Origin of the sequence: Lysobacter spongiicola DSM 21749 (assembly GCF_900167055.1) — a bacterium.
GTDB lineage: Bacteria > Pseudomonadota > Gammaproteobacteria > Xanthomonadales > Xanthomonadaceae > Novilysobacter > Novilysobacter spongiicola.
In genome coordinates this window covers 23,464-36,424 of the sequence record NZ_FUXP01000010.1, presented here as the reverse complement: position 1 = coordinate 36,424, position 12,961 = coordinate 23,464, and the positions used below count along the sequence as shown (strand labels likewise).

The 12,961-nt window shown below is 67.7% G+C and carries 11 protein-coding genes; 2 read left to right on the top strand and 9 right to left on the bottom strand.

Annotated elements, in window-relative coordinates; all coding sequences use genetic code 11:
- Positions 1-38 precede the first annotated feature (38 nt).
- Genes B5D37_RS11390 through B5D37_RS11380 form a run of 3 tightly spaced genes read right to left on the bottom strand, consistent with a single transcriptional unit; the run spans position 39 to position 2,520 of the window.
- The gene (locus B5D37_RS11390) at positions 39-698 is read right to left on the bottom strand and encodes a type IV pilus inner membrane component PilO (RefSeq protein ID WP_078758858.1); all 660 of its coding nucleotides are present in this window, start codon (positions 696-698) and stop codon (positions 39-41) included.
- Positions 695-1,462, bottom strand: coding sequence for a PilN domain-containing protein (locus B5D37_RS11385; protein WP_078758857.1), 768 nt, complete (start codon positions 1,460-1,462; stop codon positions 695-697). The genes B5D37_RS11390 and B5D37_RS11385 overlap by 4 nt, the downstream gene beginning before the upstream one ends.
- A complete protein-coding gene (locus tag B5D37_RS11380; protein WP_078758856.1) occupies positions 1,462-2,520 on the bottom strand; it encodes a pilus assembly protein PilM in 1,059 nt (352 codons plus the stop codon). Before B5D37_RS11380 ends, B5D37_RS11385 begins: the two co-directional genes overlap by 1 nt.
- Before the next feature lie 227 nt (positions 2,521-2,747).
- Between B5D37_RS11380 and B5D37_RS11375 the strand changes: the two genes are divergently transcribed.
- Positions 2,748-5,249 carry a penicillin-binding protein 1A gene (locus tag B5D37_RS11375; protein WP_078758855.1) on the top strand — a complete coding sequence of 834 codons (2,502 nt, stop codon included), beginning with the start codon at positions 2,748-2,750 and terminating at the stop codon, positions 5,247-5,249.
- Between the two features lie 80 nt (positions 5,250-5,329).
- Entirely contained in the window at positions 5,330-6,022 is a 693-nt protein-coding gene (locus B5D37_RS11370; RefSeq protein ID WP_234987860.1) for a hypothetical protein, read from the top strand.
- Positions 6,023-6,082: 60 nt separating this feature from the next.
- On the opposite strand, the gene B5D37_RS11365 is transcribed toward B5D37_RS11370, so the two are convergent.
- From B5D37_RS11365 to B5D37_RS11340, 6 genes are all read right to left on the bottom strand, one after another.
- Positions 6,083-7,387 carry a citrate synthase gene (locus B5D37_RS11365; RefSeq protein WP_078758854.1) on the bottom strand — a complete coding sequence of 435 codons (1,305 nt, stop codon included), beginning with the start codon at positions 7,385-7,387 and terminating at the stop codon, positions 6,083-6,085.
- 241 nt (positions 7,388-7,628) lie between these two features.
- Positions 7,629-7,880 (bottom strand): type B 50S ribosomal protein L31, encoded by a 252-nt coding sequence (locus B5D37_RS11360; protein ID WP_078758853.1) that lies wholly within the window; start codon positions 7,878-7,880, stop codon positions 7,629-7,631.
- Positions 7,881-7,986: 106 nt separating this feature from the next.
- The gene (locus tag B5D37_RS11355) at positions 7,987-8,925 is read right to left on the bottom strand and encodes a nucleoside hydrolase (RefSeq protein ID WP_078758852.1); all 939 of its coding nucleotides are present in this window, start codon (positions 8,923-8,925) and stop codon (positions 7,987-7,989) included.
- Positions 8,926-8,932: 7 nt separating this feature from the next.
- Complete coding sequence (locus B5D37_RS11350; protein ID WP_078758851.1) at positions 8,933-10,336, bottom strand: M28 family metallopeptidase; 1,404 nt, start codon at positions 10,334-10,336, stop codon at positions 8,933-8,935.
- Between the two features lie 67 nt (positions 10,337-10,403).
- Positions 10,404-12,545 (bottom strand): ATP-dependent DNA helicase RecG, encoded by a 2,142-nt coding sequence (recG, locus tag B5D37_RS11345; RefSeq protein ID WP_078758850.1) that lies wholly within the window; start codon positions 12,543-12,545, stop codon positions 10,404-10,406.
- Positions 12,538-12,921 (bottom strand): RidA family protein, encoded by a 384-nt coding sequence (locus tag B5D37_RS11340; RefSeq protein ID WP_078758849.1) that lies wholly within the window; start codon positions 12,919-12,921, stop codon positions 12,538-12,540. The genes recG and B5D37_RS11340 overlap by 8 nt, the downstream gene beginning before the upstream one ends.
- Positions 12,922-12,961 lie beyond the last annotated feature (40 nt).

Genomic DNA, 12,961 nt, shown 5'->3' with positions numbered 1-12,961 from the left:
GCCGGCCGGAAACCGGCTTGGAAATCAGGTTCCGCATGTCAGGTCCCCTCCCCGGCGGCTTCGGCCTGGGCGGCCTGCTCGGCCATTTCGTCTTCGTCGAGGTAGCGGTAGGTCTTGACCGTACCCGCCAGTTCAAGCGCGGAGTTCGCCGTGATGCTGGTCCCTTCGCCGCGCGGCTTCAGGGAAATGTCGTGCATGGTCATGATCACCACGCGCGGCAGCGAGGCCACGCCGCTGACGAAAGCACCAAACTGGTGGTAGCTGCCCACCATGCGCAGGGCGATCGGCTTCTCGGCGTAGAACTCCTTCGGCTCCTCCGGGCCCGGCTGGAACAGCTCGTTGCTGATCCCGGTGGCCAACGCGGTCTGCGAAATGTCCACGATCAGGTCCGGCATCTCGGTCTTGCTGGGCAGCTGGCGCAGCATCTGCTGCAGTTGCTGTTCCATCTGCGCCAGTTGCAGCTTGAGCGGCTCCAAGTTCGAGGCCTTGCCCTGCTCCGTCTCGAACTCCTCCCGCAGCTCGACCTCGGTGCGCTCCAGGCTGGCCAGCGTGTCGAGCTTGTCGCGTACCAGCAGCCACCAGCTCAGGAACAGGATCAGTGCGGCGACGATCACGTACAGGCCGATCTTGGCCTGCTGCGGCCATCCACCGATGTTGTTGAAGTCGAGTTCTTTGAGATTGATCTTCTTCTGGCTCACGAGGCGGCTCCTGCGGCAGGCGCGGCAACGGGTTCTTCCCCGGCCTCGGCATCTTCAACGACAGTCGGCGCGGGATCGGCGGCATCTGCCGGATCGACGGGTGCCGCGGCATCGGCGGCCCCGGCGGCGGCTTCTTCACCGACGGCGACCGGCGTGGTCACCGCCTCGGCGGGTGCGGGCACGGTATCGGGAATACCGTCGCCGTCCTCGTCGATGGGCGCGTTGGGATTGGCGAGCTTGACCGTCAGCCTGAACTCGTAGGGCAATCCCTTGTCGTCGCCCTTGGCCTCGATGATCGACAGCTCCGGTCGGCTCATCCAGCCCGAGCCCTCGAGATTGCGCAGGTAGGTACTGACGCGGGCGTTGGACTGTGAACGCCCCTCGAGGCTGAGGGTCTCGCTGTCCTGCTTGATCGAGGTGAGCACCACGCCATCGGGAATCGTGCGCACCAACGAGTCGAACAGGTGGACCATCTGCGAGCGATTGGCCTGCAGGCGCTCGATGACTTCCTTGCGCGCCAGCAGGCGGGCCTTCTTCTCATCGAGCTCGTCGATCTCGACGTTCTGCTTCTTGACCTCTTCGATCTGCGCGGTCAGGTACGCGTTGCGCTCGTTCTGGCCGTCGATCTGGGCGTTGTAGAAGAAGATGATCAGGACCGACAGCAGCACGGCGCCCAGGGCGGAGAGCCCCAGCATCACCATCGCTTCCTTCTGCCGCTGCTTGCGGCGCTCCGCGCGCCACGGAAGGAGATTGATCCGCGCCATCAGTCGAAGCTCCTCAAGGCGAGGCCGCACGCGATCATCAACGCGGGGGCATCCTGGGCCAATGCATGCGCCTGCACGCGCGGCCCGAGGGTCATGTGTGCAAGCGGGTTGGCGACCATGGTCGGCACGCCCAGTTGCTCCTCCACCATCGGCGCGATGCCGGCGATGGCGGCACAGCCGCCGGCAAGCACGATCTGGTCGACCCGGTTGTGCTCGCTGCCTGCGTAGAAGAACTGCAGCAGCCGGCTCACCTGCTGCACCATCGCCTCCTTGAACGGGTCCAGGACCTCGGTCTCGTAGGTCTCGGGCAGCCCGCCCTGGCGCTTGGCCAGACCGGCTTCCTCATAACTGAGGCCGTAGCGGCGCATTACCTCGTCGGTCAGTTGCTTGCCACCGAACACCTGTTCGCGGCTGTACAGGCTGCGCCCGTTGCGAAGCACGTTGAGCGTGGTCATGGTGGCGCCGGCATCGATCAGCGCGACCAGGCCGTCACGCGGCGTGCTCAGCTGGTCGGCGAGCAGGCCGAACGCGTTCTCGATCGCGAACGCTTCCACGTCCATGACCTTCGGGGTCAGTCCCCCCATTTCCAACGCCGAGGCCCGGACTTCGACGTTCTCGGCGCGCGATGCCGCCAGCAGCACCTCGACCGATTCGGTGCTGCCAGGCACGGGGCCGAGCACCTCGAAATCGAGGTTCACTTCCTCGATCGGGTAAGGCACGTAGTTGACCGCCTCGAGCTCCACCTGCGCCTCGAGATCGTCGCCTTCCAGGTCGGCGGCCATCGGGATCACCTTGGTGATCACCGCGGAGCCGGCCACGGCCGCGGCGGCGTGCCTGGCACGCGTGCCGGACCGGCCGACGGCGCGCTTGATGGCCTCGCCCACCGCTTCGGGCTCGACGATGTTCTTCTCCACCACCGCATTCGGCGGCAACGGCTCCACCGCGTAGTGCTCCACGCGATAGCGGTTGCCCGCCCGCGACAGCTGCAGAAGCTTGACCGCAGTCGAACTGATATCCACGCCGACGAGCGCCGGCTGGCTCTTCGTTATGACACCCACAGTATTTCTCCCCTTGCCACCAGCACTGGCACGCGCTTCCCGTGGCCCCGTCCTAGATAACGGACTTTTTACGGCACCGCAACCACTTCTCCCGTTATTTGCCCACCAGTGCCCCATTCTGACCCTGGGCGTCCGGTGGCGAACCGGGTGTCACGCTCGTGGCTCCGGTGCCATCCCCGGCTCCTCTATACTCCACCGCCACGACACTCGCAATGCGGAACCGCTTGATGCCCCCCCGTTTTCGACGCTTCCTGCGCTGGTCGCTGTTCGCCCTGGCCGGCCTCGCCCTGCTGGGCGTGATCGCGCTCGGCACTGTCTACTACCTCGTCGCGCCCCAGTTGCCGGATGTGCAGACGCTGCGCGACATCGAGCTGCAGGAGCCGATGTACGTGCACTCGCGCGACGGCCGGTTGATCGCGGTCTTCGGCGAGACCCGCCGCTATCCCGTGGACATCGACGAGGTGCCGGAGCGGCTCAAGCAGGCGTTCATCGCCATCGAGGATGCGCGCTTCTACGACCACCACGGCGTCGACTACCGCGGCGTGTCCCGCGCCATCTGGCTCCTGCTCACCAGTGACCAGGAGCGGGTCGCCGGCGGCTCCACCATCACCCAGCAGGTGGCGCGGCAGTTCTTCCTGAGTTCGGAGTACAGCTACACGCGCAAGCTCGCCGAGATGTTGCTGGCACTGCGGATGGAGCGCGAGCTCAGCAAGGACGAGATCTTCGAGCTGTACCTCAACAAGGGGTTCTTCGGCAATCGCGCCTACGGCGTGGGCGCGGCCGCGGAGTTCTACTATGGCAAGAAGCTGGACGAACTCGACCTGGACGAGATGGCCTCGCTGGCCGGCATCCCCAAGTTCCCGTCCAGCGGCAACCCACTGAGCAACCCCGAGCGTGCCAGGATCCGCCGCGACTACATCCTGCAGCGGATGGCGGAGCTGGGCTTCATCAGCCAGGACGAGATGGCGCGGGCACAGGCAACGCCGATGCATGCGGCCCCGCACGAACCGCCGCTCCAGCTGTACGCGCCCCACGTCGCGGAAATGGTGCGGCAGCAGATGGTCGAACGCTTCGGCGCGGAAGCGCTGACCAAGGGTTACCGCGTCACCACCACCATCGACCCGGAGATGCAGCGGGCCGCCAACCAGTCGATCCGCGATGGCCTGGTCGAGTACGACCGGCGCCATGGCTGGCATGGCGTCGAGCAGCAGTTCGAGCTCGCCGCCGACGAGGATGTCGAAACCATCCGCGCCCGCCTCCGGACGGTCCCGGTGCAGTCCAACATGCTGCCGGCCATCGTGCGATCCACTTCGGATGCTTCGGCGACGGTGGTCCTGCCCAGTGGCCGCGAGGTGGTGCTGGGCAAGGACGACGGATGGGGTGGACGCGCGCCGGGCAAGCTCGTCGAGCGCGGCGACCTCGTTCGCGTCTTCCGCCCTGAGCCCGGGCCGGAAGACGAAGCGACTGGTGAAGAGGATGCCGACGCACCCGGTTACAGGTTGACCCAGATCCCGCGGGCGCAGACCGCGCTGGTATCCATGGAGGCCGACACGGGCGCACTGCGGGCCCTGGCCGGTGGCTTCAGCTTCGCCGGAAGCAAGTTCAACCGCGCCACCCAGGCACGCAGGCAGCCCGGCTCCAGCTTCAAGCCGTTCCTGTATGCGGCGGCGTTCGAGCGCGGCTTCAATCCCGCCTCGATCGTGCTGGACGCCCCCGTGGTCTTCCAGGATCGCCGCGGCCACACCTGGCGGCCACAGAACAGCACCGGCAACTTCGCCGGCCCGATGCGCCTGCGCGAGGCCCTGGTCCAGTCGCGCAACCTGGTCTCGGTCCGGCTGCTCGACGCCATCGGGGTCGATTACGCCCGCAAGTACATCAGCCACTTCGGATTCGAGGAAGCCAATCTTCCGCCCAATCTTTCGATGTCGCTTGGTACCCCCTCGCTGACGCCGATGTCCGTGGCCCGGGGCTATGCCGTCTTCGCCAATGGAGGGTTCCGGATCGATCCGTGGCTGATCGCCGAAGTACGCGACCGCGACGGTGCCGTGATCTTCGAGGAGAACCCGCCGACCGCCTGTCCGCAATGTGGCGGATCAGGCCGCAGTACCGCGGCTCCCCGCAGCGACCGCCTGGTCGGAGGCTTCGATCTCGGTCCAGCGCAGGCACCGCGACCTGCCGAACCCGCGGCATCGGAAGAACCCGAGGCGCCCGCGGCCCAGCCGCCGGAAGACATGGTCAAGGCACCGCGGGCCATCGACTCGCGCATTGCCTACCAGGTGGTATCGATGCTTCGCGACGTGGTACAGCGCGGCACCGGCGCCCAGGCCCGCAAGCTCGAGCGCGAGGACGTCGGGGGCAAGACCGGCTCGACCAACGACTACCGTGACGCCTGGTTCTCCGGCTTCGGCGGCGGGCTGGTGACCACCGTCTGGGTCGGCCGCGACGATTTCCAGTCACTCGGCCGCGGCGAATACGGTGGCCGCGCCGCACTGCCGATCTGGATCAACTACATGCGGGTCGCGCTGGAGGATCGTCCGGTGACCGCGAACACGCCGCCGGACGGCATGGTCGAAGTGTCGGTCGCGGCCAATGGCACGCTCCTGCCGGGCGGCAGTGGCGGCATCCGGGAATGGCTCAAGGTCGAGGATCTCGAGCGCATGCAGGCGCACTCGGAATACGACAGCACGTTCGACGCGGATGCCGCCGAGGAGACTTTCGACATCTTCTGATCGTGCTAGCTTCGTGGCAGCGGGCGGTCGCCTGATCGCCCTCGCCCTGTTGTCGCCGCGGTGCCAGCCCCGGAGCCACCATGCCACGCCACGTTCGCAAGCCCGCCCGCCCGCCGCGCGGTTCTTCGTCGCCCAAGGCCGGCAAGCTCGGTCCCCGTGGCGAGCAGCGTCGCCTGCGCATCGCCCAGGTGGCAGCGCGGTTGATGGCCGAGGGCGGCTTCCGCGACTACCACCAGGCGAAGGTGAAGGCGGCACAGCGCCTGGGCGTACGGGACCTGGCCCTGCTACCCCAGAACTTCGAGGTCGAGCAGGCGCTGCGCGAGCACCAGCGCCTGTTCCAGCCAGACGCCGCCAATGAGCTTGGGCTCCGGCGCGAAGCCGCACTGGCAGCAATGGAGTTCTTCCAGCCGTTCAATCCGCGGCTGGTCGGAGCGGTGCTGGAAGGCACGGCGGATACCCACAGTGTCGTGGCACTGCACCTGCACAGCGACGATCCCGACGCCGTGGCGCGCCATCTGGAACAGCACGGGATACCGGCCGAGGCAGGCGCCCGTCGATTGAGGCTGGACGCCCAACGCAGCTCGGAATTCCCGACCTGGTCGCTGGTCGCCGATGACCTGCCGTTTGAATTGACGGTGCTGCCCACGGCCCAGCTACGGCAGGCGCCGCTGTCGACCATCGACGAGCGGCCGATGCGCCGCGCCTCGACATCGCGCCTGAAGGAGCTGCTGTCCGCCGGATCTCCCGATGCCGATCCCGGCGAGAACGACTGAAAGCAGAACGCCCCGCTCGGAGGCGGGGCGTTCTGGCCATGTCTATTGCGATTGCCGGGACTATCGCTGGTCCATCGAGACGTAGTCGCGGTTGGCCGGCCCGGTGTAGACCTGCCGCGGCCGGCCGATCTTGTTCTCCGGATCGTCCTGCTGCTCCAGCCAGTGCGCGACCCAGCCCGCGGTACGGGCGATGGCGAACATGACGGTGAACATCTCCACCGGAATGCCGAGCGCCTTGTAGATGATGCCGGAGTAGAAGTCGACGTTCGGGTACAACTTGCGCTGCACGAAGTAGTCGTCCTTCAGCGCCGCTTCCTCGAGCTTCATCGCCACGTCCAGCAGCGGGTCGTTGACGCCGAGCTGGCCCAGGACCTCGTGGGTCATCTTCCGCACCAGCGCCGCACGCGGGTCGTAGTTCTTGTAGACGCGATGGCCGAAGCCCATCAGGCGGAAGCCGGACTCCTTGTCCTTGGCCTTGTCGATCGCCGACTGCACGTTCTCCGGACGGCCGATCTGGTTGAGCATCTTGAGCACGGCCTCGTTGGCGCCGCCATGTGCCGGACCCCACAGCGCCGCGACGCCGGAGGCGACGCACACGTAGGGGTTGGCCCCGGTGGAACCGACCAGCCTGACGGTGGAGGTGGAGGCGTTCTGCTCATGGTCGGCGTGCAGGATGAACAGCAGGTCCATCGCCTTGGCCGCGACCGGATTCAGTTCCAGCGGCTCGCTCGGCACTTCGTACAGCATGTGCAGGAAGCGCGTGGTGTAGTCGAGGTTGTTGCGCGGGTAGCGCAGCGGCCAGCCAATGGAGTGGCGGTAGCAGGCGGCCGCGATGGTCGGGACCTTGGCGATCAGGCGGACCGCCGCAAGGCGCCGCTGCTCGGGATCCTCGAGGTCGAGGTCGTTGTGGTAGAAGCTCGCCATCGAGCCGAGCATGCCGACCAGCATCGCCATCGGGTGGGCGTCGTGGCGGAAGCCACCAAGGAAGCTCTTGAAGGCTTCGTGCATCATCGTGTGATGCGTCACCTCGTGCTCGAACGAGGCGAACTCGGACTTGGTCGGCAACTCGCCGTTGATCAGCAGCGACGCCACTTCGAGGAAGCTGGACTTCTCCGCCAGTTGCTCGATCGGGTAGCCCCGATACAGCAGGACGCCCTCTTCGCCGTCGATGTAGGTGATCGCCGACTTGCAGCTCGCCGTGGCGGTGAAGCCGGGATCATAGGTGAAGCACCCGGTCGCCTTGGGCAGCTTGCCGATGTCGATGCACGGCGCGCCCAGGGTGGGCTGGTGCACGGGCAGCTCGACACTGCTGGAACCGGCGGACAGGGTGGCCTGGGAGAGGCCGGGGTTCTGGGAATCGGACACGTAGCACTCCTCATGTCGCGTGCCGCGGCATGCGCGACACGGAGGGGGGAACGGGAATCGCGGCGGGCGCGATACCGCGATTATCGCACAACGCCCCCGTATGGTCGCCGGACGCTGCGTTCCGTGGGAACGGCCATGGGGGCAGGGTCGACGCCCCGACGGGGGCGCGGAAAACGCAAAAACGGCCGCCTTCCGGCAGCCGTCTTCACTTCCGGGAGCGGCCAGGCCGCCACCGGTTGGATTACTTGGCGTAGCGCTTGCGGAACTTGTCCACGCGGCCACCGGTATCCATGATCTTGTGCTTGCCCGTGTAGAACGGGTGCGAAGCCGACGAGATGTCGATCTTGATCAGCGGATACTCGTTACCGTCTTCCCACTTCACCGTCTCCTTGTTCTTGGAATCAGCAAGGGTCGAGCGGGTCAGGAACTGGAAGTCGCTGGTCACGTCCTGGAACACGACTTCGCGGTATTCGGGATGGATGCCGGCTTTCATTGGCACTCACCAATTATGCGGAGGGAAGCGCGCTAGTATAGCGGCCGTCCTGGCGACCGCGCAAGCCCGGATTACATCTCCAGCCAGTGCCCCTTCCTCGCCACATTTATTGCGCCGCGAGGGCATCGGCAACCAGGCGCTGGAACCGCTCCTGGTCGTAGCGCAGCAGGATGCGGGCATTGTCGGGCCTGCCCTCGCGGCGTTGCCAGTCGACGATCGTGGCGCCGCGCGCGAGCGATCCGGAAAGCTCGACCGCGACCGGCCGCTCGGCCACCTCCGTCGCACCATCGGGTTCCAGTGCATAGGCCATCGCCAGGGCATCGGCCGAATGCCAGCGATCCCCCCGGGTATCGCCCGCCCACTGCCGCGTCTTCGCGGAGATGCTGTCGTAGAACCGGGCGCGCGGCGAACCGCAGGCCAGCCACCGGTCGACGTCGTGGTGCGACAGCCCGTGCGCGAGCGTCGCCTCCCAGTCGGCGAGGTCGAATCGCCCGAAAGCCTCGAAGACGATGTGGGCCGCCTCGGGATCGAAGCCGATGTTGAACTCGGCCACGGCACTGGTATTGCCGCGCCCGTTGACCGCCCCGCCCATGACGACCAGGCGCGCGACGCGCTCGGGCAGGGTCGGGTCGAGCTTCAGCGCCAGCGCGACGTTGGTGAGCGGCCCCAGCGCGACGAGCAGGAGCCGCCCCGCGTGCTGGTGCGAGAGCCGCAGGATGGCGAGTGCGGCGTGCTCGTCCTCGGCGTTACGCCCACTGGGGGTGTATCCGGTGTCGCCAAAGCCATCGTTGCCGTGGACGTAGCCGGCATCCTCGGCCGCATGCAGCAGCGGCGTCGTGCAGCCGGGAAACACCGGCACCTCCACGCCCGCCACTTCGCACAACTTGAGCGCATTGGCGAGGGTGTGGTGGAGGCCGACATTGCCGGCGGCCACGGTCAGTCCGACGACCTCGTGACGGGGGTCGTTGAAAGCCATCAACAGCGCGAGGGCATCGTCGACGCCGGGGTCGGTGTCGATCAGCAAGGGGATCCTGGTTGCAGTCATCGGGTCATCAAGGTGTAGACGGACCCGCATCGTAGCCGCCGAAGCTGCCGGCCGCGCCCGGGAACACCACCGGGCTCTCCGCGCCATCGTGGCCGACCGCCGCCACGCCGAAGAAATAGTTGTCGATCACCACGTTCTCAAGCGTGTATTCGTCGACATCCCCGACGTAGATGCTGCGGGACCACTGCGGCTCCGTGGTCAGGCGCCAGTAGATGCGGTAGCCGGCCAGCCCGCGCGCCTGGCTGCCGGTGGGGCGCTGCCACTTGAGCGTGGTATCGGCGGTCACCGCGCCTGAGATCCCGACATCCGCCGGTGGTGGTGGCGCGCTGGCCAGCCCGGCGAGCGTCACGGCATTGAGGGCGGTGAGCTTGGCGGCGTAATCGAAGTCGACGCCATCGATGGTGTCGCCATAGACGATGCCATCCTCGGTGCGCAGGTCCTGGTGCTGGCGGTCGTAGTGCTCGTTGGTTTCCATGATGCGTACCGCCGGCGCGCCGATGTCGTTGAACGGGCGGTGGTGCCCGCCGCGCCCGAAGCGGTCGAGCCTGTAGATCATCATCACGTCGAGGTTGGGCACGTAGCGGTCGGCCATGCGGTCGATGTACCGCGCCAGGTTGCGCGAAGGTGAATCGACCTCGCCGCCGGTGAAGCGGCGTGCCCGTGCCTCCTCGGGCGTCTCGGTGAATCTCGTGCCTTCGGCGAACACCCTGGCGGTGGTGTTGTCGACCACGCCGTTGATACCGGCGATGTTGCCGATCATGTCGTTGTTGAGCACCGCCTCCAGCCGCCACCCTTCCTGCTGGGCGTGCCCGGCCAGGATCTTGCCGCCGAAGAGCCCCTGCTCCTCACCGGCCAGGGCGGCGTAGACGATGGTGCCTCCGAAGCGGTGCCGGGACAGCACCCGGGCCGCCTCCAGCGTGCCGGCGACGCCGGAGGCGTTGTCATTGGCGCCGGGCGAATCGGACGTCGCGTCCATGACGTCGGAGACACGCGAGTCGATGTCGCCACTCATCATCACCACGCGATCGGGGTCGTCGGTGCCGCGCTGGATCGCGATCACGCTGGTGATCTCGACCGGGTCCGGCACGCGGGTCTCCCCGGACACCACGTCCGACACATAGCGCACTTCAAGGCATCCACCGCACTCGGCGGAGATGCGCTCGAACTCGGTCTTGATCCAGCGCCGCGCGGCGCCTATGCCGCGGGTGGACGACTCCGTCTCCGACAGGGTGTGGCGGGTACCGAACCCGACCAGGGTGCGGATGTCCGCTTCGATCCGCTCCGCCGAAGGTGCCGTGCCGATCTCTTTCAGCAGCGGCTGGGAAGCCTGCGGCACCTCGACAGGCGCCCCCCAGGCGACCAGCGGCAGGGCAAGGAGGAAAGCGACCGGGACATTCAGATGGCGCCGCATGTGCAAGCTCCGTGTGGATCAGATCCAGAGCATAGCCGCAGCGGTCCCGGTCGACGGTCCGCCCCGCTCAAGCCCCGGCGAAACGCACCGCGCCGCCGACCCAGCGCTGCACGAGGCGATCGGCGACGGCCGGATCCGTGCACAGCAGACGCTCGGCCATGTCGTGCACCTGCGGCAACAGGTCGGCATCGCGTGCGAGATCGGCCAGGCGGAATTCGGCGACACCGGTCTGGCGGGTGCCCAGCAGCTCGCCGGGCCCGCGCAGGGACAGGTCGCGCTCGGCAATCAGGAAGCCATCGTTGGTCTCGCGCATCGTCTGCAGGCGTTCGCGCGCCACCTGCGACAGGGGCGAGCGGTACAGCAGCACGCAACTGGATACGGCACTGCCCCGCCCCACCCGCCCACGCAACTGGTGCAACTGGGCCAGACCGAGGCGCTCGGCGTTCTCGATGATCATCAGCGAAGCATTGGGCACGTCCACCCCGACCTCGATGACCGTCGTCGCCACCAGCAGGTCGATGGCACCTGCCTTGAACGCCGCCATCGTCGCCTGCTTCTCCGCGGGCTTCATGCGTCCATGCACCAGGCCGACGCTGAGCTCCGGAAGTTGGTTCGACAGTGATTCGAACGTGGTTTCGGCGGCCTGGGCCTCGACCTTCATCGCTGCGCCGGCCCCGGTGTCCTCGCCCGGCTCCTCGATGAGGGTACAGACCCAATAGGCCTGCCGGCCCTCGGCGCAGGCCGCCCGGATCCGCTCGACCAGTTCCGGCCGCCGCTCCGCGCTCAGTGCGACCGTCTGCACCGGCGTGCGGCCCGGCGGCAGCTCGTCGATCGCCGACACGTCGAGATCGGCATAGGCCGACATCGCCAGCGTCCTGGGAATGGGCGTCGCGGTCATGACCAGCTGGTGGGGCACGGCCGCGCTCGCACCGGCCCTGCCCTTCTCCCGCAAGGCCAGCCGCTGGTGGACGCCGAATCGGTGCTGTTCGTCGATGATCGCCAGTGCCAGGTCGTGGAAGGCCACACCCTCCTGCATCAAAGCGTGGGTGCCCACCACGAGCTGCGCCTCGCCGGAGGCGACCTCGGCGAGCGCTCTGGTCCGGGCGCGGCCGGTGACCTTGCCCGCCAGCCACGCGACCCGCACTCCGAGCGGCGCCAGCCAGCCCGCAAGATTGGCAAGGTGCTGCTCGGCGAGCAGCTCGGTCGGCGCCATCAGCGCGGCCTGCTTGCCGGCGGCCACGGCCAGCATCGCGGCCAGTGCGGCGACCACGGTCTTGCCGCTCCCCACGTCGCCCTGGACCAGCCGCAACATGGGCGAAGGCCGCGCCAGGTCCACGCGGATTTCCCCGAATACCCGCTGTTGCGCCGACGTCAATGCGAACGGCAGTTGCCGCAGCAACTCGTGGACCAGCCGGTCGTCGCAAAGTGGCGCGGCGGCGTGGGCCTGTTGTGCGATGCGCTGCCGTCGCAGGCTCAGGTGATGGGCCAGCAACTCCTCCAGCGCAAGCCGGCGCTGGGCCGGGTGGATGCCGGCCAACAAGGCGGCCAGATCGGCATCCCGCGGCGGACGGTGCACGGTAAGCAGGGCCTGGCGCAGCGGGGGCAGGCCGAGCGGCTCGAGCATCGGCGCGGGTAACAGCTCGAGTGCATCGTCCGGGGGCAACCGGTCCAAGGCTTGGCCGATCATGCGGCGCAGCGTCGCGGGACCAACACCTTCGATCGCGGGGTAGACCGGATCGAGCAGGTCGCCAAGATCCTCATCCACCTCCCCCAGCATCCGGTAGCTGGGGTGGACCATCTCCAGCCCGTTCTGGCCAGAGCGCGGCGTGCCGTAACAGCGCAGCCGGGTGCCGGGCACGAACTGGGCGGCCTGGGCGGCGCGGAAATGGAAGAACCGCAGCACGAGCGTGCCGCGGGACTCGTCTCCGATGGCGACCCGCAGGACCGGCCGGTAGCGGAAGCCACGCTCGACCGCCTCCACCCGGCCTTCGACCTGCGCCGCGACCCCTGGCTGCAGCATTGCGATCGGGGTGATCCGGGTGCGGTCCTCGTATCGACGCGGCAGTTGCAGCCACAGGTCCTGCAGGCAGGACAGGCCGCGCTCGGACAGCTTGGCCGCCACCTTGGGCCCGCAGCCGGAAAGCGTGGTCAGCGGGGCGTCGCCCACCGCCGAGAATGCGGGGGCGGGAAGCGGGCTGCGTCTAGCCAACGACCAGGATCGCGTCGACCTCGAAAGCCGCACCCTTGGGAAGTGCGGACACCTCGATGGTCGAACGCGCCGGATAGGGGCTCGAGAAGTACTCGGCCATCACGCTGTTGACCGCGGCGAAATCGCCCAGGTCGGTGACGTAGAGACCCAGCCTTGCCACCTGGTCGAGCGTGCCGCCGGCGGCTTCGCACACGGCCTTGAGGTTGTCGAAAGCGCGACGCGCCTGGGCACTGGTGTCGCCGGTGACCAGTTCGCCGGTTGCCGGATCGAGCGGAATCTGGCCCGACAGGAACACCGTGCCGCCCATGCGGACGGCCTGGGAGTACGGGCCGATGGCGGCGGGGGCATGCTCGGTCTGGATGGGGGTGCGGGACATGGGGATTCCGTCGTGGGAGGCCAGCCCGCATTGTAGGAGC